The 21,610-nt window shown below is 63.2% G+C and carries 19 protein-coding genes; 12 read left to right on the top strand and 7 right to left on the bottom strand.

What is annotated here, in order from left to right:
- Nucleotides 1–10 precede the first annotated feature (10 nt).
- The 3 genes from pnuC to AABA34_RS00445 are packed head-to-tail and all read left to right on the top strand — an operon-like array spanning nt 11 to nt 2,617.
- On the top strand, nt 11–583 hold the full coding sequence (gene pnuC / locus AABA34_RS00455) for a nicotinamide riboside transporter PnuC (RefSeq protein WP_034955585.1): 573 nt from the start codon (nt 11–13) through the stop codon (nt 581–583).
- Nucleotides 580–1,560, top strand: coding sequence for an AAA family ATPase (locus AABA34_RS00450; protein WP_034955916.1), 981 nt, complete (start codon nt 580–582; stop codon nt 1,558–1,560). Before pnuC ends, AABA34_RS00450 begins: the two co-directional genes overlap by 4 nt.
- Before the next feature lie 55 nt (nt 1,561–1,615).
- Nucleotides 1,616–2,617 (top strand): glycerophosphodiester phosphodiesterase family protein, encoded by a 1,002-nt coding sequence (locus tag AABA34_RS00445; protein ID WP_338304764.1) that lies wholly within the window; start codon nt 1,616–1,618, stop codon nt 2,615–2,617.
- Here the strand turns inward: AABA34_RS00445 and ubiG are convergent.
- A complete protein-coding gene (gene ubiG / locus AABA34_RS00440) occupies nt 2,614–3,354 on the bottom strand; it encodes a bifunctional 2-polyprenyl-6-hydroxyphenol methylase/3-demethylubiquinol 3-O-methyltransferase UbiG (protein WP_338303459.1) in 741 nt (246 codons plus the stop codon). The genes AABA34_RS00445 and ubiG overlap by 4 nt on opposite strands.
- A gap of 93 nt (nt 3,355–3,447) precedes the next feature.
- Between ubiG and AABA34_RS00435 the strand changes: the two genes are divergently transcribed.
- The 7 genes from AABA34_RS00435 (at nt 3,448) to purU (ending at nt 10,664) form a co-directional block, all read left to right on the top strand.
- Entirely contained in the window at nt 3,448–4,704 is a 1,257-nt protein-coding gene (locus AABA34_RS00435; RefSeq protein ID WP_338304763.1) for an aspartate kinase, read from the top strand.
- Between the two features lie 100 nt (nt 4,705–4,804).
- Complete coding sequence (locus tag AABA34_RS00430; protein WP_338303458.1) at nt 4,805–5,488, top strand: helix-turn-helix domain-containing protein; 684 nt, start codon at nt 4,805–4,807, stop codon at nt 5,486–5,488.
- A 238-nt stretch (nt 5,489–5,726) separates the two neighbouring features.
- A complete protein-coding gene (locus tag AABA34_RS00425; protein WP_338303457.1) occupies nt 5,727–6,719 on the top strand; it encodes a sensor domain-containing diguanylate cyclase in 993 nt (330 codons plus the stop codon).
- A gap of 56 nt (nt 6,720–6,775) precedes the next feature.
- Nucleotides 6,776–7,954: a formate-dependent phosphoribosylglycinamide formyltransferase gene (gene purT / locus AABA34_RS00420; RefSeq protein WP_338303456.1), complete on the top strand. Its 1,179-nt coding sequence runs from the start codon at nt 6,776–6,778 to the stop codon at nt 7,952–7,954.
- A gap of 38 nt (nt 7,955–7,992) precedes the next feature.
- Nucleotides 7,993–9,003 (top strand): NAD(P)H-dependent flavin oxidoreductase, encoded by a 1,011-nt coding sequence (locus AABA34_RS00415; protein WP_034955573.1) that lies wholly within the window; start codon nt 7,993–7,995, stop codon nt 9,001–9,003.
- 6 nt (nt 9,004–9,009) lie between these two features.
- Nucleotides 9,010–9,813, top strand: coding sequence for a DUF4198 domain-containing protein (locus AABA34_RS00410; RefSeq protein ID WP_034955571.1), 804 nt, complete (start codon nt 9,010–9,012; stop codon nt 9,811–9,813).
- Nucleotides 9,810–10,664 (top strand): formyltetrahydrofolate deformylase, encoded by an 855-nt coding sequence (gene purU / locus AABA34_RS00405; protein WP_034955569.1) that lies wholly within the window; start codon nt 9,810–9,812, stop codon nt 10,662–10,664. Before AABA34_RS00410 ends, purU begins: the two co-directional genes overlap by 4 nt.
- On the opposite strand, the gene AABA34_RS00400 is transcribed toward purU, so the two are convergent.
- On the bottom strand, nt 10,661–11,062 hold the full coding sequence (locus AABA34_RS00400; protein WP_034955567.1) for a hypothetical protein: 402 nt from the start codon (nt 11,060–11,062) through the stop codon (nt 10,661–10,663). The genes purU and AABA34_RS00400 overlap by 4 nt on opposite strands.
- A gap of 84 nt (nt 11,063–11,146) precedes the next feature.
- The gene (locus AABA34_RS00395) at nt 11,147–13,309 is read right to left on the bottom strand and encodes a PQQ-dependent dehydrogenase, methanol/ethanol family (RefSeq protein WP_445083746.1); all 2,163 of its coding nucleotides are present in this window, start codon (nt 13,307–13,309) and stop codon (nt 11,147–11,149) included.
- Between the two features lie 126 nt (nt 13,310–13,435).
- Here AABA34_RS00395 and AABA34_RS00390 point away from each other — a divergent pair, with 126 nt between their 5' ends.
- A complete protein-coding gene (locus AABA34_RS00390; protein WP_338304761.1) occupies nt 13,436–14,320 on the top strand; it encodes a dienelactone hydrolase family protein in 885 nt (294 codons plus the stop codon).
- Nucleotides 14,321–14,433: 113 nt separating this feature from the next.
- Nucleotides 14,434–15,600, top strand: coding sequence for a hypothetical protein (locus AABA34_RS00385; RefSeq protein ID WP_338303455.1), 1,167 nt, complete (start codon nt 14,434–14,436; stop codon nt 15,598–15,600).
- 350 nt (nt 15,601–15,950) lie between these two features.
- On the opposite strand, the gene AABA34_RS00380 is transcribed toward AABA34_RS00385, so the two are convergent.
- From AABA34_RS00380 to AABA34_RS00365, 4 genes are all read right to left on the bottom strand, one after another.
- The gene (locus AABA34_RS00380; RefSeq protein ID WP_338303454.1) at nt 15,951–16,919 is read right to left on the bottom strand and encodes a complex I NDUFA9 subunit family protein; all 969 of its coding nucleotides are present in this window, start codon (nt 16,917–16,919) and stop codon (nt 15,951–15,953) included.
- A gap of 90 nt (nt 16,920–17,009) precedes the next feature.
- A complete protein-coding gene (locus tag AABA34_RS00375) occupies nt 17,010–17,873 on the bottom strand; it encodes an ROK family protein (RefSeq protein WP_338303453.1) in 864 nt (287 codons plus the stop codon).
- Nucleotides 17,873–18,970, bottom strand: a complete 1,098-nt coding sequence (locus tag AABA34_RS00370; protein ID WP_338303452.1) for a glycoside hydrolase family 68 protein — start codon at nt 18,968–18,970, stop codon at nt 17,873–17,875. Before AABA34_RS00370 ends, AABA34_RS00375 begins: the two co-directional genes overlap by 1 nt.
- Nucleotides 18,971–19,054: 84 nt before the next feature.
- A complete protein-coding gene (locus AABA34_RS00365) occupies nt 19,055–21,520 on the bottom strand; it encodes a TonB-dependent receptor domain-containing protein (RefSeq protein WP_338303451.1) in 2,466 nt (821 codons plus the stop codon).
- Nucleotides 21,521–21,610: the final 90 nt, after the last annotated feature.

Raw genomic sequence — 21,610 nt, 5'->3', positions numbered from 1 at the left:
GCGACGATCAGTGAACACGCTTGAAATCATCGCCGTCTGCCTCGGGCTTGCCAATGTCGGCCTGCTCGTGCGGCGCAGCATCTGGAACTATCCGTTCGGGATGGCGATGGTGACGGTGTACCTCTTCATCTTCTGGGAAGCGCGGCTTTACGCCGAATCCCTGCTTCAGGTGTTCTTCTTCGTGGTTCAGGGCTGGGGCTGGTATCTGTGGGCGAAGGCCGGCGGGCTGGATCATGCTGTGGCGGTGCGATGGATGGGCTGGCCCTCGCGGATCGGCGCGCTGGCCTGCGTCGCGGTGGCGACCGGCGCTATCGGCTGGCTGATGGCCAGCTTCACCGATGCCGCCTTGCCCTATGCCGATGCGGCGATTGCCGGGGCCAGCGTGGTGGCGCAAATCTTGCTGTCGATCCGGCGGGTCGAAAACTGGGTGCTGTGGGTCGCCATCGATGTGGGCGCGATCTGGCTCTATATCGAACGCGATCTGCATCTGACAGCCGGGCTTTATTGCGCCTTTCTGGTGCTGGCGACGCTGGGGCTGATCCAATGGGTGCGCGCAGCGCGGATCGAGCCCGAGAACGCATGACCAGGCGCGGCTTCCTGCTGGGCAAATTCATGCCGCCTCACGCCGGGCACATCGCCCTGATCGAAGCGGCGCGCGAACTGGTGGATGAACTGACGGTGCTGGTGTGCTGGCTGCCCGACGATCCGATCGCGGGGGAGCAGCGGCTGGCGTGGATGCGCGAGCTGTTTCCCGATTGCCGGGTGCTGGGTCATGGCGAAGTGGTGCCGCAGGCGCCCGGTGACAGCCCTGATTTCTGGCCGATCTGGCGCGGCATTGTCGCCGCGGCTCATCCCGAACCGATCGACTATCTGTTCGCGGGCGAGGATTATGGCGCGCGGCTGGCGCAGGAGGCGGGCGGTTTCTTCGTGCCGCTTGGCGGCCGCATTCTGGCGATGGACGATGCGCTTTCGGGTCTTTCGGGCAGCGCGGTGCGTGCCGATCCGGCGGCGCATTGGCCTATGCTGCCCGAACCCGTCCGCGCCCATTATCGCAAGCGCATCTGCCTCCACGGCGCTGAAAGCACAGGCAAATCGACGCTCGCCAGCCAGCTATCGCAGCAACTGGGCCTGATAGCTGTCGGCGAATACGGGCGCAGCCATTGCGAGGTGCACCGCGAGGCGTTGACGCTGGACGATCTCTTGCTGATCGGGCGCGCACAGCAAGCGATGGCCAGCGCGGCGGAACGCTGGGCCGGGACGCGCCTGCTGCTCGACACCGATGCGCTGATGACGGCGGCCTGGTGCGAAATGTTGCTGGGGGAGCGGCCTGAGGAATTGATGCAGGCGCAAAAGGCCGACCTTTACCTGCTGCTCGAACCCGATTTGCCGTGGGTCGATGACGGCACGCGCTTCTTCAGCGAGCCTGAAGAGCGTCATCGTTTTGCAAGGATAACCGAGCAGGTGCTGATCGATGCCAAGGTGCCGTTTGTTCGCATCTCCGGTTCAGGAACGGCACGTTACGACGCGGCGCTGCGCGCCATGGGAGCATTGGATGTTTGAATTGAAAGCCACCCTGTTGCTTGCGGCGTTCGCCGGTCTGGCATCGGGGATCGGGATGGAGACTTCGGCCATGGCGCAGGACGGACCTTTGGTAATCGCCCATCGCGGCGCAAGCGGGGACCGCCCCGAACACACGCTGGCCGCCTATGAACTCGCGATCGATCAGGGCGCGGATTATGTCGAACCCGATCTGGTCGTGACCAAGGATTTGCAACTGGTTGCACGCCACGAAAACGAATTGTCGGACACCACCGATGTCGCGAGCCGCGAAGAATTCGAACATTTGCGCCGCGAAAAGATGATCGACGGGCAAAGGGTCGCCGGGTGGTTTGCCGAGGATTTCACCCTTGCCGAATTGCGCACGCTGCGGGTGCGCGAGCGGGTCGGCAATATCCGCCCCGCCAACACCGGCTACAACGGCCTCTATCAGATTCCGACCTTTGCCGAGATCGTCCAACTGGTGCGCACCAAGGAAGCGCAGACCGGGCGGCGCATCGGCCTTTACCCTGAACTCAAGCATCCGACCTTCATGCTGGAAGCCGAAGGGATCGATATGGTCGACCTGCTGCTGCGCGAACTGCGCAATCTCGGCATAGAGGCCGGCGATCCGATCTTCATCCAGTGTTTCGAGGTCGGCACGTTGCGGCGTCTGAACCAGCGCAGCGATTTCAAGCTGGTGCAGCTGATCCACCCCGAAGGCGGCCCGTTGGACGAACCCGACATGCGCTATGCCGACATGGTCAGCCCGGCGGGCCTCGCTGAAATCGCCACATACGCCGACGGGATCGGGCCGGGCCTCACCTATCTGCTCGACCCTGCAACCATGCAGCCGACTTCGCTGGTGGCGGATGCCCATGCCGCCGGGTTGAAGGTGCACCCGTGGACGCTGCGCAAGGAAAACGGCTTTCTACCGGCCGGTTTGCAAGGCGAAGGCGGGGTTTCGGATAACGGAAAATACGAAATGCTGTGGCGCGCGGCGATCGCCAGCGGCGCGGACGGTTTCTTCGTCGACAATGTGAAGGAACTGGAGGCGCTGCTAGAGCAGACGCGGCCCTAGGCTTCCTTGCGCGCGCTCAGAATGTAGTTGAGCGATTCGTCGCGCGACAAATGCAGTCCCTTGCCAGGTCGCCACGCGATCCCTCGCCGCTCGATCACTTCGAGGCCCACCGCTTCGAGCAGGTCTTCGAGGTCTTCGGGTGCGATGAAATCATCCCAGTGGTGCGTTCCCTTGGGCACGTAACCCACCGCCTCTGCCGCGCCCACCAGCAGCAGGCGGCTGGCGGCGGTGCGATTGGGGGTGGACATCACCAGCAAACCGCCCGGTGCAAGCCGCGCTGCGACATCGCGCAGGAATGCGGGCTGATCCGCCACATGCTCGATCACTTCGAGCGCGGTGACCAGATCGAAGGTGCCGATATCAAGGCTGGCGACTTCCCCCGCCATATAGCGGATATCCAGCCCCGCGCCCTCTGCATGAGCCGCAGCCGCCGCGACATTCTGCGCCGCCGCGTCCACACCCGTCACATCCGCACCCAGCCGCGCCAAGGGTTCGCATACCAGCCCCGCGCCGCAGCCGATATCCAGCGCCGACTTGCCCGAAAGCGGCCGGGTCGCGCGCGGATCGGTGCCGAAATGCGCGTCGATCGCCTCGCGGATGAACTGCATCCTCACCGGGTTTACCTGATGCAGGCTGGCCATCTTGCCGTTCGGGTTCCACCAATCCTTGGCCAGTTCGGCGAAGAATTGCGCTTCCTCCGGACGGATGGTTACATTTGAGACGTTTGCGTTTCCCATGCGGCCTCGTTAGCAGCGCCCTGAAACGCAGACCAGCGTAACCTATCGAGCGGGAGTATTCGTACCTTGGCCAAGGGCGGGCAACGTATCGTGATGAAGTTCGGCGGCACCTCGATGGCGGGGACCGAGCGTATTCGCCGTGTCGCCAACATCGTGCGCAAACAGGCGGCGGGCGACAATGAAGTCGCCGTGGTTGTCAGCGCGATGGCGGGTGAAACCGATCGCCTCGTCAATTTCTGCCGCGAAGCCAATGCGCTGTACGATCCGGCGGAATACGACGTGGTCGTCGCCAGTGGCGAACAGGTGACAAGCGGGCTGCTGGCGCTGACGCTGCAATCGCTGGGTTGCAAGGCGCGCAGCTGGCTGGGCTGGCAGATCCCGGTCAAGACGATTGAGGCGCATGCCAAGGCGCGGATCGAATCGATTGACGCGCCTGAAATGGTGGCGGCGATGGAAGCGGGCGAGATCGCCGTGGTGCCCGGATTTCAGGGAATTTCCGAGGATGGCCGGGTCACGACGCTGGGCCGCGGCGGTTCGGACACTTCGGCGGTGGCCGTCGCTGCGGCGGTGAAGGCGGATCGCTGCGACATCTACACCGATGTCGACGGGGTCTACACCACCGATCCGCGCATCGTTGCCAAGGCACGCAAATTGAAAGCGGTGACTTACGAGGAAATGCTCGAACTCGCGAGCGTCGGGGCCAAGGTGCTCCAGACCCGCAGCGTCGGCCTCGCGATGAAGGAAGGGGTGCGTATCCAGGTGCTCTCGAGCTTTGTCGGCGACGACGCGGTTGCGGCAGACGAATTGCCCGGCACACTGATCGTGTCGGATGAAGAAATGGACGAATTGGTGGAGAAGGGCCTGATGGAACGCCAGCTTGTAACCGGCATCGCGCATGACAAGAACGAGGCGAAAGTGATCCTCACACGCGTTCCTGACAAGCCGGGCGCGGTGGCGCATATCTTCGAACCGCTGGCCGAGGCATCGATCAATGTCGACATGATCATTCAGAACGTGGGCCGCGACAAGGGCGAGACCGACGTGACCTTCACCGTGCCGCAGGCCGATCTGGCGCGCGCGCAGGCGTTGCTGGAGGATCGCCGCGGCGAAATCGGTTTCAACCGGATCATCACCGACAGCAAGATCGCCAAGATCAGCGTCGTCGGTGTCGGCATGAAAAGCCACGCGGGCGTCGCCAGCACCATGTTCCGCGCGCTGTCCGATCGCGGCATCAACATCCAGGCGATCAGCACCTCCGAAATCAAGGTCAGCGTGATGATCGACGAGGACGAAACCGAGCTGGCGGTGCGCGTGCTGCACACGGCCTATGGGCTCGACGCGACGGACTGAGATCGGCCTGCCTCGGCTCACCGTGTTATAGGGCCGGCGCTAACTCCATCTTAACTTTCGGGGTCAAAATCTGGCGGCTGCATAAAGGAGTCGCTCGACAATGGCGCTGAAAGCCCACCTGGACAAACCCGCAGTTTCTGCCGCACCCGCAATTGATGCAAGGCGCCATCCGCGCCGCGCCCTGCGGCTCGAAACCAGCGGCACTTTGCCCGAGGGGATCGAGGCCAATGTCACGATTCACAACATCTCGCTTGCCGGCCTGCTGATCGAAACCGAACTGCCGCTCGACGTGGGCGAGGTGCTGGCGGTCGATCTGCCGGAAGTGGGGCCGGTCGGCGCGGAGATCGTGTGGGAAAGCGGCCATCTGTTCGGCTGCGCGTTCCAGCAGGCTTTGGGCGAGGCGGCGCTGGCAGCGGCGCAATTGCGCGGGCAGGCGCCTGAAGCCGTGAGCCGGAAGAAGGAAAATGCGCTTGCCATCGGTGCAGGCGATGCGCTGGGCGTCCGGCTCAACCGCCTGCGGCGCGAGCGCGGGCTGACGCTGGCGCAGGTCGCTGCCCAACTCGGCGTGAGCAAGCCTACCGTCTGGGCCTGGGAAAAGGGCAAGGCGCGGCCGATTCCCGAACGCCTGGGCGCGATTGCGAAGGCGCTGGGCGTCGATGAGGATGTGCTCGTCGATGCAGGATCAGGCGACGAGGGCTCTCTCGTCGTGGACGATTGCCGCAACCGTATTGCGAGTGCTTACGGCATCCAGCCCAAGAATGTGCGGATCATGATCGAAATCTGATCGACAAACTGCAAAAACTCTTTTCCAGCCTCTGAATATACCGGAAATATGGTAAACGAAAATCAACGTTGATTCGTTTTTTATATGGGTAAGTTTACAAAACTAAATAGAATATTGGATAGTGCTGAGGATCAATAGATCTTCTTATATTATCAAGCAGGGCAAAGTTAGTTGATTGCTTGCCGACATGAAGTTCGAATTGGCGTGATGGTTCGTCAATCGCCGGGGGCAATCGGCAATGGAAATGCACTTCAGCGCGGCCGAAGGTCGCGCTTTGCACGGTCTCATCGAAGAATCTTCGGGAGACATCGTGGTCCGGCTAGACCGGGCGGGTTTCATTCTTCGCGCATCGGAAAATTCGGCTGAACTCGGCGTGGACCTGTCCGCGCTGCTGCTGAAGCCGCATATTTCCGATCTGGCGGTTCCGGGGCACGGCGCCGATGTCGAGCGCCATGCCCGCGCCGTTCTGGCGGGGGAGGCGGTGGATGGATGGATCGAATTCCCGGTCCGCATCTGCTGGACTGAGGACCAGCACGATTGCGACGCCGATCCGCTTGAATGCCTGCGCTGGTACGCGTTCAGTCTTAAGCCGATCGACGACGGCAATGATCCGGAAACCGCGGCCATCGGCCTGTTGCGCTCGGTCCAGCAGAAACACGCGCTGCAAAGCGAAATCAGCGCTCGTTCGCTGACCGATCCGCTCACCGGCCTCGCCAATCGCCATGCGCTGTGCGCGAGCCTTGAGCGCGCTCTGGAATGCGGAGAGGAACGGGCGCTGGCGGTGTTCGCGCTGGATCGGCTGCGCGCCATATTCATGCAATATGGCCAGCGCGCCACCGACGAAATCCAGTGGGGCTTTGCCCGGTATCTTCGCACCATGGTCTGCACCGGGCAGGAACTGGCGCAGATCGATGCGGAGCGGTTTGCGGTGATCCTGCCGGGCATGTCGATGCGGCAGGCACGGCGCTGGGCGCAGGATGTGCTTGAGACGTTCACCGGCCTCACCAGCACGTCCTCCACCCGCCCGCCCGAACTCACCGCCAGCGCCGGGCTGGCGCGGGTTGAACGCTCGGTCGACTGGACCCTGCGGCAGGCGGAGCTGGGGCTGGTCATGGCACGCGCCGGGGGCGGGATGCGGATCGGGGTGAGCGATCGCCCGGCGCGACCCACCGCCGAACCTTCGGGCATCATCCGCGCGATCGAGGAGGCGCTGCTGCGATCAAGGCGGTAGCGCCGCAAATGCCATCGCGGTTGGCGCAGGCCACCGCAGCGGCTAGTCCCTTGCGCATGTCACATATTGCAACGATTCTGCTGCTTGGCTCGGGCGAACTGGGCCGCGAATTCACCATTTCGGCCAAGCGGCTGGGCGCGCGGGTCATCGCCTGCGATGCCTATGCCAATGCACCTGCGATGCAGCTGGCGGACGCGGCCGAGGTTTTCCCGATGCTCGACGGCGAAGCCTTGCGCGCGACCGTGCTGAAGCACCAACCCGACTTCATCGTGCCCGAGATCGAGGCGATCCGCACCGAAGTGCTGGCCGATCTGGAAGCCGAAGGGTTCAATGTCGTGCCCTCCGCCCGTGCCGCGCAATTGACCATGAACCGCGATGCGATCCGCGATCTGGCGGCGGGTGAACTGGGCCTTGTCACCTCGCGTTACCGTTATGCCGAGAATTTCGAGCAGGTCGAAGCCGCTGCCGCGCACACGGGCTTTCCCTGCGTGATCAAGCCGGTGATGTCGTCTTCGGGCAAGGGCCAGAGCAAGGTCGATGATGCCGTAGGACTTCAGGCGGCATGGGATTACGCGGTGGCCAACATGCGCGGCGACCGGGCGCGGGTGATCGTCGAACAGTTCATCGATTTCGATTATGAAATCACCCTGCTGACAATCCATCACCGGGGCGGGATCAATTTCTGCCCGCCCATCGGCCACCGTCAGGAACGCGGCGATTATCAGGAAAGCTGGCAGCCTGCGCCCATGTCCGAAGCCGCCTTGGCCAAGGCCCGCGAAATGGCGGCGAAGGTGGTCGAGGCGCTGAAGGGCAATGGCAGAGGCTGGGGCATCTACGGGGTCGAATTCTTCGTGAAGGGGGACGAGGTGATCTTCTCCGAACTTTCCCCGCGCCCGCACGATACTGGCATGGTGACGATGGCGTCACAAGACAGGTCGCAATTCGACTTGCACGCCCGCGCGATTCTGGGACTGCCGGTGTTCGGCGATCAGGCGGCGCTCTGCGGCGCTTCGGCCGTGATCCTCGCCGAACGCGACAGCGCCGACTTCGCTTTCGAAGGGCTGGCCGATGCGCTGGCGGTGTCACCGGAGGTTGACGTGCGCATCTTCAGCAAGCCGACCACGCGCCCCTATCGCCGCATGGGCGTGGCGCTGGCACGGGGTCAGAATCCCGACGACGCGCGCGAATACGCCAGGGAAGCAGCCCGCCTTGTGCGCATTGCCTATCGCGACTGATTGATCTTTCGCAGGGGCGCGACTAACCGCGTTTTCCTATGACCGACTTTCCCAAGAGCGCGGCCCTGATGCAGCGCGGCACCGATTTCCTTGGCTGCGAGCACGCGATCCTGTGTGGCGCGATGAGCTGGGTATCCGAACGCAATCTCGTTTCCGCGATTTCGAACGCGGGCGGCTTTGGCGTGATCGCCTGCGGGGCGATGACCCCGGAACTGCTCGATGGCGAAATCGCAGCGACGTGCGCGCTGACGGACAAGCCGTTTGGCGTGAACCTCATCACCATGCACCCGCAACTGTTCGACCTGATCGAGGTCTGCAAGAAGCACGGTGTCGGCCACGTCGTGCTGGCCGGGGGCATTCCGCCCAAGGGCAGCGTCGAAGCGATCAAGGCGTTCGGTGCCAAGGTGATCGTGTTCGCCCCCACGCTGGCGCTGGCGAAGAAGCTGCTGCGTTCGGGCGGTGATGCTCTGGTGATCGAAGGGATGGAAGCAGGCGGCCATATCGGCCCGGTGGCGACCAGCGTTCTGGCGCAGGAATTCTTGCCCGAACTGAGCAAGGATCACGTCGTCTTTGTCGCTGGCGGGATCGGCCGGGGCGAAGCGATTGCGGGCTATCTCGAAATGGGGGCGTGCGGGGTGCAGTTGGGCACGCGCTTTGCCTGCGCCAGTGAAAGCATCGCCCACCCTGATTTCAAGAAGGCGTTTTTCCGCGCCAAGGCACGCGACGCCGAAACCAGCGTGCAGGTCGATCCGCGCCTGCCGGTGATCCCGGTGCGCGCGTTGCGGAACAAGGGCACAGAGGAATTCACCCGCAAGCAGATCGAAGTCGCCAAGCTGCTGGATGACGGCGCGGTCGACATGCTTGAGGCACAATTGCAGATCGAACATTTCTGGGCTGGCGCGCTGCGCCGTGCAGTGATCGACGGCGACGTCGAGAACGGATCGCTGATGGCGGGCCAGTCGGTCGGCATGGTGACCAAGGAAGAGCCGGTTGCCGACATCATGGTGCAGTTGATGCAGGAATGCGAAGCCGCGCTGTCGAGAAGGTAAGGGCCGATGATCCGCACCACCCTTGCCGCGCTGGCGCTCGGCATGTCGACCGCGGCAGCGGCGCATTCGTTCTGGCTGGAGCCCGCCGATCACACGATTGACGCTGGCGAGGAAGTCCGGGTCGATTTCCGGATCGGCGATGCCGGTGAAGCCGGGGACTGGGCTGTCTATTGGGAACGGGTCGCGGCATTCAGGCTGCACGGACCCGATGGTGCGACCGACCAGCAGCGCGCCTTGCGCATCACCGCTCCGGGGGAGAAGGGCGGCGCACAGCTTCGCCCGCGCAGTCCCGGCAGCTACATCATCGCCTTTGAAAGCAATCCGAGCTTTTCCGATCTCGAGGCCGAACGGTTTGATCGCTATGTCGAACACGAAGGATTGAAGGCGATAGCGGCGCACCGCGTGGCGACGGGCGCGGGGTCGAAGAACGGCACCGAAATCTACATGCGCCGGGCCAAGACGCTGGTGCAGGTGGGCGACAAGATCACCCCCAACGTCACGCAGACCATCGGCCAGATCCTCGAAATCCGACCGCTGCAAAATCCTTTCGCGCTGGATGAGGGCGCGCCGCTCGATCTTCAGGTGTTCTGGCGCGGCGAGCCGCTGGGCGGGGCGATGTTGAGCGCGGCTCCGCTGGATGCAAAGGGCGAGGTGAAGACATTCACCACCAGCGCCGACGGCGTCATCCGGGTGGAGGCTCCCGGCGAGGATGCGATGCTCTATGCGGTGGTGTGGGGTGTTCCTGCACCGAATGATGCGCGTGCGGATTACATCACCGTGTTCTCCAGCCTGACGGTGGCAGGCCGATGAGCGATCCCTTGATCCTGACGCTCGATTGCGCGGACCAGCCGGGAATCACCGCGCGCGTCACCGCTTTCCTGTTCGAGCGCGGGTGCAACATCCTCGACGCGCAGCAGTTCCGCGATCCGGGGTCCGACCGGTTCTTCATGCGCGTGGCCTTCGATCCGACCGGCACCTCGACCGAGGCGCTGCGCACCCGCTTTTCGAAGCTGGCGACCACTTTCGACATGAACTGGAAGATGGCGGCGGAAAACCGTCCGCGCCGCACCATCATCCTTGTCAGCAAGTTTGATCATTGCCTTGTCGATCTGCTTTATCGCTGGCGCACGGGGGAATTGAACATCGATCCGGTGGCGATCGTGTCGAATCACCCGCGCGAAGCCGCGATCCATATCGATATCGGCGATATCCCGTTCCACCACATCCCCGTGACCCCGGATACCAAGCCCGAGGCGGAGGCTCGCTTCCGCGCGCTGGCGGACGAAAAGCAGGCGGAACTGGTGGTGCTGGCGCGTTACATGCAGATATTCTCTGACGAACAGAGCGCGCATTTCGCCGGGCGCTGCATCAACATCCACCACAGCTTCCTGCCCGGTTTCAAGGGCGCGCGGCCATACCACCAGGCGCATGATCGCGGGGTCAAGATCATCGGCGCGACGGCGCATTTCGTCACCGCCGATCTCGATGAAGGGCCGATCATCCATCAGGATGTCGAACGCATCACCCACACCGACAGCGCCGATGATCTGGTGCGCAAGGGCCGGGATATCGAACGCCGCGTGCTGGCCGAAGCGGTGCGGCTTTTCGTGCAGGAACGGGTGCTGATGAACGGCCAGAAGACGGTCGTCTTCCGCGGCTAGTTCACCCCGCGCAGGATCTGCACCCGATTGGGCACGCAGGGCACGCCATTGACCGGAGCGGTGTAGGCGCTGGAAAACGGCGGGATCTGCCCGTTGGTCCAATAGGTCGTCAGATATCCTCCGCCAAGGTTCGCGCTGTAAGGGCACAGGCCAAAGGAATAGGCCGGGGGCGTCGCGCTGGCGGGCGGTGAATAGCGCGATTGCCGTTCGCGCAGCCGGGCAAGCTGGGTGCGTTTGCGCTCAAGGCACACGCTGTCGTAACCGGCGAAATCGCCGTCCCGATCATAGACCGAACATTGTTCGTAATCGCCCGAGGAAAGGCTTTGTGCGGCGGCGGGTGTCGCCATGCCGAATGCGCTCGCCAGCGCGAAAGCGGTGATTGTGCCGATGTGTTTCATGGATACCCCCTGATCGCCTGACCCAGAGGGTATCCATGAAGGGTTTTAGCCCCGATGAACGGGCCTGTTGTCTTTCAGCAAGGTTTACCGCCTTGCGACTTTGCCTGGTCCCTCGATCGCCTTGTCCTCGTTGGCGCGCTGGATCACATAAGCGCGGATCGCGTCGATCTCGTCCTTGCTCAGCGAGTCCTTGAACGAGACCATGCCGTTGTCCTTGAGGATGCCGTCATGCACCACCGCCTGCCAGCTTTCCGCATTGCCCAGCGTGCCTGAGCGGCGAAGGTCGGGCAGCACGGTCGATCCGACAGCGCCGGGCGCATGGCAGACCGCACAATAGCGGGCGTATTTGGTGGCGCCGAGCGCGATCGTCTCGGCTGAGGCGCGGCTGGGCGGCGGGTCTAACGGGAGCGCCACCAGCGGCTTCTCTTCGGGCAGAGCCGCCGTCCCGCCCAGCTTGAACACCATCAGGCGCGATACATTGCGCACCGGCCCGGCATCGTTGATCAGCCCGCCATCGGCGGTGATCGCATAGGCGCCGCCCCATCCGGCCAGCACCGCGACATATTGTTCGCCATCGACGGTGTAGGTGACAGGGGGAGCGACGATCCCGGTCTGCGCGGCAAAGCTCCACAGCTTCTCGCCCGAGCCCGCCGCATAGGCCGCAAACTCGCTCGACGAATTGCCCTGGAACACAAGGCCCCCTCCGGTCGCCAGCAGCCCACCGTTCCACGGGCCGGGGAATTCAACCGTCCAGCGTGCCTCCTGCTTGACCGGGTCCCACGCCACCAGCTTCCCCTTGACCGTGCCGTATACTTCGCGGCGGAAGCCCATGTCCGGCGGCAGGTCGCCCGCGCCCAGATTGTATCCGACGTTGAAGCCGCGCGCCCTGTCGGGCTTCCAGTCGGCTTCGGGGGCGTAGACGGTCGCGGCTTCGAACGCCGGGATATAGACCAGCCCTTCGCCCGGATGGAACGCCATCGGATGCCAGTTGTGACCGCCCAGCGGCCCCGGCAGCACCAGCGCGGGCTTGCCCGTCTTGTCGACGCGGGTTTCGGGATTTTCGATCGGGCGACCGTTTTCATCCAGCCCGGTTGCCCAGTTGATCGGGATATAGGGCTTGCCCGAAATCAGTTCCCCGGTCGCCCGGTCGATCACGTAGAAGAAACCGTTCTTTGGAGCCTGCATCAGCACCTGCCGCTCCTCCCCGTCGATCTCCATATCGGCAAGGATGATGTGCTGCGTCGCGGTGTAGTCCCAGGTCTCTCCCGGAGTGGTCTGGTAATGCCACGCATATTCGCCCGTATCCGGGTTCAGCGCGACGATGCTCGAAAGGTAGAGATTGTCCCCTTCGCCCGTGCCATCCTCACCCGGAGAGCGATAGGCTCGGTTCCATGGGGATCCATTGCCCACCCCGATGTACAGCAGGTTGAGATCCGGGTCGTAGGCCATCGAATCCCACACAGTGCCGCCCCCACCGATGCCGTTGTCGCTGCCCAGCACATCGCCAAACCACGTGTCGGCCGCTTTTTGCAGATATTCCGGATCATCCGATGAATCGCCATCGGGTACGGTGTAGAAGCGCCACAGCTCCTCTCCGTCCTCCGCCGAATAGGCCGCGACATAGCCGCGCACGCCGAATTCCGCCCCGCCATTGCCGATGATCACCTTGCCATCGATCACGCGCGGCGCGCCGGTGACGGTGTAGCTCCTGGTCTGGTCGACGGTGACCTTTTCCCACTGCACTTCGCCGGTGTCTCGATCCAGCGAGACCAGCCGCCCGTCAAGCGTGCCGAGGAACAGCGAATTACCCCATGTGGCAAGCCCGCGATTGACGACATCACAGCACGCCTTGACCGCGGTTTCCCCCGGAACCTTGGGATCGTATTCCCACAGCTTTGCGCCCGTGGCGGCGTCGAATGCCTTCACCTTGCTCCATGCGGTGGTGAGGTACAGCTTGCCATCCAGCACCAGCGGAGTCGCTTCCTGCCCGCGCGCGGTGTCCATGTCGGCAAACCATGCAAGGCCAAGCTCGCCGACGTTTTCGGCATTGATCTGGTCAAGCGGAGAGAAGCGCTGTTCGGAATAGGTGCGCCCGTGGCTGATCCAGTTGGCGCTGTCCCCGTCCGCGCCGACCAGCATGGCGGCGGTAATGCCTTCGCCCGCCCCATCGCCCATCAATTCGCTGCAACCCCATGCGCCCAGTGCCGCCAGCGCAAGCAGCGGCGCGGCAAGATATGCCTTGTTCATTCTTCTCTCCCATCGGGTTCTCTGACCCGTCGGTAGGCATGTTGCCTTTGCCGGGAACGCTTGTCCATAACCAAGCGTCTTGATGGTGAAGAAGCCGCGATATGGCTGACAATTCGGGAGAACATCATGTGTGATGAGGCGAAACTGAAGCAGTGGGCGGCAGGTGTTGTCAGCCGCCGTGATTTTGGAGTTCTGGCCAGCGCGGCAACCGTAATGGCTTGTGCCCCGATGGAAGGCGGCGATGATTATGCGGCGGACAATGTCGCGCGCGATCTGGTTGAAAGCATGGTCAGCTTTGACACCGCCGACGGCACGATGGACGCGTTTTTCGTCCACCCCGCTGACGGTGCGCATCCCGGTGTGATCTTCTGGCCCGACATCGCCTCCATCCGCGAAAGCAAGCGCAACATGGCGCGGCGGCTGGCGGGGCAGGGGTATGCCGTTCTCGTCGTGAACCCCTATTACCGCGATGTCGCGGGTGAACAGTTTGCCGATTTCGCCGCGTTCATTGCCGATGGCGGGTTCCAGAGCGTGCGCCCGTGGCGCGGCAAGCTGGATGCCGATGCGGTGGGACGCGATGCGGCGGCTGCGGTGGCCTGGCTCGATCAACAGGATGCGGTCGATACGGCGCGCGGCATCGGGACGCAGGGCTATTGCATGGGCGGCCCCTTCACCGTCTGGAGCTCGGCAGCGGTTCCCGCCCGGATCAAGGCGGCGGCCAGTTTCCACGGCGGCGGGCTGGTGCGCGCCGACGATCCCAAGAGCCCGCACAACATGCTCGATCAGGCGAGCGCAAGCTATCTGATCGCCATCGCCCGCGACGATCACGCCGAAAACCCCGAGGCGAAATTGCGCTTTGCCGAAGCCGCAGGCCGCGCTGCACGGCCCGCCAATGTCGATGTCTATGACGGCGATCACGGCTGGACCGTGCCCGACAGCCCGGCCTATGCCGAAGCGGCTGCGGAACAGGCCTATGCCGACCTGCTGAAGCTTTACCGGGAGAATTTGTAGGTTTCGGACGCGGCGACGCGGGTCAAACCGTTAGCCCGCGTCGCGTCCTTACAAGCTGCTTGGTCAACCAGCCGCCTATGCTGGCCCTCGTCAATGCACATTTGGGGAGGGGCATGTTGGGCCGATTGAAGATGGTGTTCGGGGCACTCGCCCTTGGTGGTGCCATTTTTGCCGCGCCATCGCAGGCACAGCCGCAATTGTCGGATCTGCCGCCCGAAGCCAGCGCCTATCGCGGGTTTGTGGTGATGCGCGAGATCGATAATCGCTGTCCCAATCTGAACTTTGGTGAACGCAGCACGCTCAACGATCTCGCCCTGGGTGCGATGATGCGCATTCCAGCCATCGCCAACAGCGACATCGGCGAAATGGGGCCTCAGGCCTATTTTGAGCGGATCGAGGCGGTTTCGGCGCCGATCGCCGCCGAAGCGAAATCCGCTGCGATCTGGGCGCCTTGCGAAGAAGCGCCGAGGCTGCTTGGCCGGGTCAAGGTCGATGTGATGGTGAGCGCGGTCGCGCATTTGCAAAAAGGCCTGCCTGTTTTCGAGGAAAGCGCGACCGACCTGCAAAAGCGGGTGGCGGCGGCTTTGCTCAACCACTTGCGGCAATTGACCGCCAACGCCCCGCAGGGCGCGCTGGAACAGGCGGTGGCGGCACAGATGCAACAGATTGAACTGACGCCCGAGCAAGCCGCGCAGGATGCCCGCCGGTTCATGTCGCATTTCGCCGTTTCAAGCGGGCTGGCGAACAACGGCTATGCCCTGCGCTGGTCAGAAGCGGGCAAGGGCTGGATGCTGATCGATACCACGACCCGCGAACGCGCCGGGCTTGATCTGTATGTCGAGCCGCGCATCGCCGCCTATTACCGGCAGGCAAGCGCGCCCGATGATTTCGCCCATTTCTACAATGGCGATACGCGGATCGTGATGCTGCCGCGCAAGAGCGACAGCCGTGTAGGGTTCATTGCCTTCCCGGTGGATGCCTCGCAACCGCTTGAAGCCAGCGAGGTTGCGGTCTGGCCGCGTTACATGTCCGAACCAAAGACCCGCCATTCCGATTTCGGATGCGTGCGCGGGGCGCAATGCTTCCGCTTCTCGATCGAGACTGGCCGACTGCTGGTGTCACGCGCCGATGACAGCGATCTGTTCCAGGGCGCGCGGGTGGCGGTCCACGCTCCGTTTTCACCGGGCAATGATCCTGGCCCGCAGATCATCAACGACCGGACCCGCGAAAACCAGCCCCCGGTCGATTACCTCCCGCTGCGCGAGATGTTCGCCGAATAGCATCTGGCCCAAAGTCAGGCCCCGGCGCCGGGCGTTTTCCTACTCGGGCAAAATCTGGCTTGGTCCGGCGGATGGAAACTGTTCGATCCGATTTGGCCGATCTTGCGCCTCACATTTTGTGGGCAGGTTGCGCCCATCCGGGTGACACTCTTGCGCCTGTAAGGCGACAGTTTGCATGGCCAAAGAGTGACGCTTTCGCGCGCATGGGTGACACTTCACCCGCTAAAGTGACACTTTCTCATGCAGGGGTGACACTTTCTGGCCGAAAGGTGACACTGGCGCGGCTTTTTCTTCAGGACAGTGTTCCATGTGTTCCACGCTGTTGGGAACGCATGGGCCACTGCGGCGAATCAGCCGGCGCTTTCGCGGACCTTGCTGCGCTCGTTCGACAGGCCGAACCGGCCAAAGCTGCGATAGCGGGTCATCCACTTGTCGAGGAACTGGCCCAGCGGGCGCGGCTCGATCCCCAGATCGGCAAAGCCAGGCGCGCCTTCGCTGACGGTGCTGCCGGGTTGCAGCAGCGTCCACTGGTCGCGGCTCATCGGCGTACCGGGAAGGCTGGCGAACAGGCCCGAAAGCCCGTCGGGCATGGCGATGAAGCGGCGCTTGCGGCCCTGGGCTGCGGCGATGCGCTCGTTGATCTCCATCATCGAAAGCTGCTCCGGCCCGCCCAGTTCGTAGGTGCGCCCGCCATGCTGCGCAGGGTTCTCCAGAGCGACGGCGATCGCTTCGGCCACGTCGTCGACATAGACCAGCTGCAGCTTCGCCTCAGGCCCGAACACCGGCAGCACCGGCATCAGCTCGATCAGCCCGGCGAACATGTTGATGAAGCCGTCATCCTGCCCGAACACGATCGACGGGCGCAGCACGGTCGCCTCCGGGAAGGCGGCGAGGACGTTCTCTTCGCCCTTGGCCTTGCTGCTGGCATAGGCGGTGGGGGACGACGCATCGGCGCCGATCGCGCTGACATGGACAAAACCCTTGGCGCCGCCGGCCTTGGCGATGGCGGCCATCCGGCCCGGTGCCTCGCCCATGACTTCGCCAAGGTCGCCGTCGAATGCCCCGACAAGGTTGACGACATAGTCAGCCCCGTGGAGCGCGGCCTTGAGGCTGTCTTCACGGGTGATGTCGCAGCGTGCGAACTGCAACTGGCCGAGATTGGCAAGCGGCTTCAGCGGCCATGCCTTTTCGGGATTGCGGCAGGCAATGCGCACCCGCGCGCCGCGCGCGAGCAGCGCCTGAGCAACGTAATTGCCTATAAAGCCGCCACCGCCGAACACGGTGACGAGAGAGTCGGAAAGAGGCGAGGCAATGGACATGGCTCAGATCCCTTTTGAGCACGTTCGAGACGAAGAATCTGCTGCGTCCCATGCGTCAACACGGCGCAATGGGCAAGGGTTGCGGTGTTGTTAGTTCGCCTGCGCCCGCATCGCCAGCATCAGCGCACCGGTGATACCGGCATCATCGCCATGGTGCGGACGCTGGATGGTCTGGCGTGCCGAGCCGGGGAGGTATCCGGCTCCGAGCTGGCATGCACGCTCTGCGATCCGTTCTGTCAGGCCCGGCGTCTTGGCAACTCCGCCGCCGATCATCACGCGCTCGATGGCGTTGGTCGCGAACAGGGTGTGACACGCCTGCGCGATATAGTCGGCAATGATCGCGTGCGCAGGATGCCCGTCAGGCAATTCCGACAAGGAAGCGCCCCAACGCGCCTTGATGGCTGGGCCGCTTGCCAGCCCTTCGAGGCAGTCGCCATGATGCGGGCAGATGCCTGCGAACTCGTGGTCAAGAGGATGGCGTCTGGGAAAGACATGGCCCAGTTCAGGATGCCCGACGCCGTGAACCGGTTTGCCATCCTGCACCAGACCACCGCCGATCCCGGTGCCGATCGTGAAATAGGCAAGGCTGCGGCATCCGTTTGCCTGCGCAGCAGCATACTCAGCAAGAGCCGCTGCGTTGACGTCGGTATCAAAGCCGACCGGTACGCCCAATCGTTCTCGGAAGAAACCGGCTATGTCGCAATCATGCCAGCCCGGCTTGGGCGTGTTCGTGATATGGCCCCAGCGCGGCGATGTCGGGTCCAGTTCGACGGGGCCGAAGCTGCCGATCCCCAGTGCGGTGAGTGTTCCCTGCGATGCGAGCCATGCGGCCGCTTGGGCAAGGGTGGTTGCCGGGTCCGCAGTCGGGATGCTGTGGCGCGCGCGGATCTCTTCGGGAGAACTCCCCACGGCGAGCACGAATTTGGTCCCGCCGGCTTCGATCGCGCCCAGCATCACGCTGTCGCTTCAGGCTGCAGGGCTCCGAGGCTTGCTCGGTCACCGTCGAGTTTGAGTTGCAGCAGCGGCGCAGGCACTCCGCCAAAGGAGGTCGCCTGGTCAGGGGCATCATAGACATCGACAAAGCTGCAAACCGTAAGGCTCGCATCGACGAACCAGCTGTATGTCTGCTGCGGCAGGTCGGTCGGGTTCGCGAGCACCAACCCTGAGCCGTTAAGCGGGCGCCAGTCACCCCGGAGGCTTTCCGCTACCATTCCGTACAAACCCCCTGGCGCGTGCCGCAGACCCGGTGCGAACGTCGCTGTCTGCGTCGACCAAAAGGCATAATAGCGGCCATCATGAAACACCAGGTGGGCTCGTTCCAACTCGTTGTTCACTGCATCAGCATGAATGAGCGGAGGATCGAGGCACCACCCGGTGGGGGTCTTGCGTGCGATCCCGAAGGCCCCGTTGAATGCGCTTTCAGACCCTGCAAGCGAGCCTGTGAATGCCAGATATTCGGTGTTGTCGGCAGGATCGCGGAAATAGGCGGGATCACGGAACGCCTTGATCGTGCCCGGTGCGCCGTCATGCGCATCAGCCGCGTCATAGTAAGGAGCGTAATGGTAGATGATGCGAGCGGGCTCAGACCATTGCCCCGGCATGCCGTCCTTGCCGATCTTGGCTTTCGCCTTCCACAGCTGCTGTTGGTATCCTCCGGCTCGTTGCGCCGTTCCGGCAGCGGTGAAGAACAGGGTCAACGTCCCATCGTCGAGCAGCGCCGATCCGGCCCATTCGCGCTCATAGGGCACATCAAAGGCAGGCAAGACCGGACCGAGGTCGACCCAGTCCAGGCCGCGCCGTTCGATGAAATGGATCTTGGCTTCGAAATGTCTAAGCGCCGGGTCTCCACGATCCGGTGCTGTCAGCGCCATCCACAGCTCTCGCCCTCCGACAGGTGCCCGCGCACCCCATGCATCCTGCACAGGCCACATGTCCCAATAGAGCCGATCGGACGCCAGCAAGGACCTGTCGACCTTGGAAATCGCCGGTATGCGGTTCTTGTCTCCGGGGTTGATCCGGCGCACGTGATCTCCGGTCCAGGCGCTCGTCATGACAGAAATCAATCCCGCTTCACAATTCAAGAAATTGGGCTGGCCGCCCGGCGAAAGCAGCCAGCCCTTCACTTCAACCCGGCTCTAGAAGTCGAACCGCACCGATGCCAGCACGGTCCGGCCTGCAATCGAGCGCGCGCGCACGATGCCATTGCCGGGGATCGAACCTTCTTCGGCTTCGGTGAAGCCCGAAACATTGAAGAGGTTCTGTGCATTGAGCCCAATCTCGACCCGGTCGATGGGGCGCACTGCAAGGAAGGCGTTCACCTGCGCGAATGCGGGCAGCTCAAGCTGATTGCTGTCCTGCGTGAAGCTGTCCGTGGTGCCAACCACGTTCGCGCCAAGCGTGAACATATCCGCGTCATACTGAGCGGTGGCTTGATAGACGAGATCAGCCTGACGGCGGGGCGTATTGCCAATCACGCTTGCATCAAGCGCATCGACGATTTCCGCATCTGTCCAGGTTGCCCCTGCGGACAGGGTGAACGGCCCGCTGCGATATGCGCCTTCGAGTTCGATGCCGAAAGCTTCGAATTCGGTGTCGAACAGGACGACCGGGGCGATGTCGACATTGGTCTCTGCGGTCTTGGCAAAGAAGCCGGTGGCGAACAGAGAAATCCCGCCGGACTGATACTTCAGACCCGCCTCAAGCTGATCGACCGATGCCACCACGCCCGAGTCGCCGCCCGGAAGGCTGCCATCCACCGTGCTGACTGCGGGCGAGAACAGGCTGCGGTCCGCAGTGTGGCGTCCGCCCTGGCTGTAGCGCGCGAAGATGCCTAGATCATCTGTCAGCAGGTAGTTCGCGCCCAGCGAGAAACTGAAGTAGCCAAAGTCGTAGTTCACCGGTCGCGCATTGCCGAGCGGCAGGATGCTGGTTTGCGCTTCGGCAGGGCTGATCACACCGTCATTGTCGAAATCGAAGCTTGTCACCCCGACGCCAAAGCCGCTGTCCGATCCGGTGATCGTGCCGCTGGCGTCGCCGTAATCGTAGCGGATGCTTGCATCGAGCGTCAGCCGGTCGAGTTCGAGCGAAAGCGATGCGAAGGGCGCATAGGTGCTGTAGTCGACATCGTAGTTGCGGCGGCAGCAATTGCCGAAGAAGCTGGCGCCGAAACCGACAGTGCCGTTTTGGGTGACGAGATCGCCATTGGCATCGCGGATGTCGACCAGCACGGCCTGACCATCGCCCTGCACCGTCTGAACATGCGAGGTCCAGACCCAATCGGTGTCGATGGCCTGGCGCGAAAGGTAGAAGCCGGTGGTGAAATTGGCCGAACCTCCGCCGAAGTCGAATTCCTTGTTGACCCGGAAATCATTGGTGATGTTGTCGAGGCTGTTCAGCCGGACGTTGAACACCACGACATTGGTCAGCAATCCGTTGCCGCCGATGCTGGCAGCGTTGGCGGCCGAGCCGGCATTGGGGCCGGTCGCAAATTCGATCGTCGAACCCGCACCGCCAATGCCATCAGCGATGGATTGTGCATCGCCCGCGCTGGCCGGGAAGGGCGACTGGAAGCTGCCCGAATTGTCAGCAAAGCGGAACCGGTTGGTCAGCGTCCATCCGTCGCCAACGTCGATTTCGCTTTCGATCCCGAAGGCAAGGCTTTCCACCGAAAGGCCATCACGGAAATCGAAGCTGGCGACATTGTTGTCGCCGTCCAGCGTGACGGCCGGCGTCAGGAACGGGCTGTAGAGCGAGTCGCTGCGCGGATCGAAGCCGGGGATCGCGCTGTAATCCGGGCTGGAGTTGGTTCCTCCTACAAAGACCGGCTGCGGCAGGATCGTCGGTGTCTTGTCGTCCAGATATTTGGCGTGGAAGCGGATGTAGCCGCCATCGAATTCCTTTGTGATGTTGGTCTTGATCTGGCCTCCGTCATAGCCGTTGTAACCGATGTCGCGCGGGCCTTCCCCGGTGCGATAGAAGCCGCCGACATGGAAATACAGATCATCGGCGAGCGGCGCACCGTAATCGAAATCAAGCCGGTAGGTTTCGAAGTCGAGGCCTACGCTCCCCTGGATCGCTCCGCCTTCTCGTTCGCCGGTCTTGGAGATGAAGTTGATCACCGCGCCCGGGGCGTTTGACGCGAAGGTTGAGGCCGAGCCGCCGCGAACCGCTTCGACGCGGGCGACGCTGCGGTCTGCGCGGAGGAAGTTGTCGGCATTGCCGAAGATGATGTCGCCGAACTCGAGGATCGGCAGGCCATCTTCCTGCAGCTGGATATAGCGCGCGCCGCCGGTCGACACAGGAATGCCGCGCACCGCGATGTTCGCATTGCCTTCACCGCCCGATGCTTCGGAGCGGATGCCGGGGATCTGCCGGATCAGGTCGGCGGACGAAGGGGCGCCGAGATCGGTAAGTGCTTCGGCGCCAATGGTGCTGACCGAGACCGAGCTTTCGATCCGGTTCTGGCCACGTGCAACGGCAGTGACAATGATTTCGCTGCCTTCGGCCTCTGCGGCTCCGTCAGCGGCGTTTTCTTGGGCTATGGCCGGGCTGGCAAGGCCGAACACGGCAACGCTTGCGCAAAGCGCGGTGCGAAGTTTCATCAATATTCTCCTCTCGAATGCGCGCTTCTTTGGCGACGACGAGCTAAGGCCTAGTCATAATGCAAACGATTGCAACAGAAAAATGCAAAC

This window comes from Erythrobacter sp. Dej080120_24 (assembly GCF_036322605.1).
In the GTDB taxonomy this organism is placed as follows: domain Bacteria; phylum Pseudomonadota; class Alphaproteobacteria; order Sphingomonadales; family Sphingomonadaceae; genus Erythrobacter; species Erythrobacter aurantius.
The sequence above is the reverse complement of the archived record's forward strand: the minus strand, read 5'-3'. Positions and strand labels throughout refer to the sequence as shown.

What these genes read in the sequence shown, in the direction of transcription:
- ubiG (WP_338303459.1), bottom strand. Translation starts at nt 3,354, where the DNA reads ATGGGAAACGCAAACGTCTCAAATGTAACCATCCGTCCGGAGGAAGCG.
- AABA34_RS00390 (WP_338304761.1), top strand. Translation starts at nt 13,436, where the DNA reads ATGTGTGATGAGGCGAAACTGAAGCAGTGGGCGGCAGGTGTTGTCAGC.
- AABA34_RS00375 (WP_338303453.1), bottom strand. Translation starts at nt 17,873, where the DNA reads ATGCTGGGCGCGATCGAAGCCGGCGGGACCAAATTCGTGCTCGCCGTG.
- AABA34_RS00400 (WP_034955567.1), bottom strand. Translation starts at nt 11,062, where the DNA reads ATGAAACACATCGGCACAATCACCGCTTTCGCGCTGGCGAGCGCATTC.
- AABA34_RS00430 (WP_338303458.1), top strand. Translation starts at nt 4,805, where the DNA reads ATGGCGCTGAAAGCCCACCTGGACAAACCCGCAGTTTCTGCCGCACCC.
- AABA34_RS00425 (WP_338303457.1), top strand. Translation starts at nt 5,727, where the DNA reads ATGGAAATGCACTTCAGCGCGGCCGAAGGTCGCGCTTTGCACGGTCTC.
- AABA34_RS00370 (WP_338303452.1), bottom strand. Translation starts at nt 18,970, where the DNA reads ATGACGAGCGCCTGGACCGGAGATCACGTGCGCCGGATCAACCCCGGA.
- purT (WP_338303456.1), top strand. Translation starts at nt 6,776, where the DNA reads ATGTCACATATTGCAACGATTCTGCTGCTTGGCTCGGGCGAACTGGGC.
- AABA34_RS00435 (WP_338304763.1), top strand. Translation starts at nt 3,448, where the DNA reads ATGAAGTTCGGCGGCACCTCGATGGCGGGGACCGAGCGTATTCGCCGT.
- AABA34_RS00450 (WP_034955916.1), top strand. Translation starts at nt 580, where the DNA reads ATGACCAGGCGCGGCTTCCTGCTGGGCAAATTCATGCCGCCTCACGCC.
- AABA34_RS00445 (WP_338304764.1), top strand. Translation starts at nt 1,616, where the DNA reads ATGGAGACTTCGGCCATGGCGCAGGACGGACCTTTGGTAATCGCCCAT.
- AABA34_RS00415 (WP_034955573.1), top strand. Translation starts at nt 7,993, where the DNA reads ATGACCGACTTTCCCAAGAGCGCGGCCCTGATGCAGCGCGGCACCGAT.
- purU (WP_034955569.1), top strand. Translation starts at nt 9,810, where the DNA reads ATGAGCGATCCCTTGATCCTGACGCTCGATTGCGCGGACCAGCCGGGA.
- AABA34_RS00385 (WP_338303455.1), top strand. Translation starts at nt 14,434, where the DNA reads ATGTTGGGCCGATTGAAGATGGTGTTCGGGGCACTCGCCCTTGGTGGT.
- AABA34_RS00395 (WP_445083746.1), bottom strand. Translation starts at nt 13,309, where the DNA reads ATGAACAAGGCATATCTTGCCGCGCCGCTGCTTGCGCTGGCGGCACTG.
- AABA34_RS00380 (WP_338303454.1), bottom strand. Translation starts at nt 16,919, where the DNA reads ATGTCCATTGCCTCGCCTCTTTCCGACTCTCTCGTCACCGTGTTCGGC.
- AABA34_RS00410 (WP_034955571.1), top strand. Translation starts at nt 9,010, where the DNA reads ATGATCCGCACCACCCTTGCCGCGCTGGCGCTCGGCATGTCGACCGCG.
- AABA34_RS00365 (WP_338303451.1), bottom strand. Translation starts at nt 21,520, where the DNA reads ATGAAACTTCGCACCGCGCTTTGCGCAAGCGTTGCCGTGTTCGGCCTT.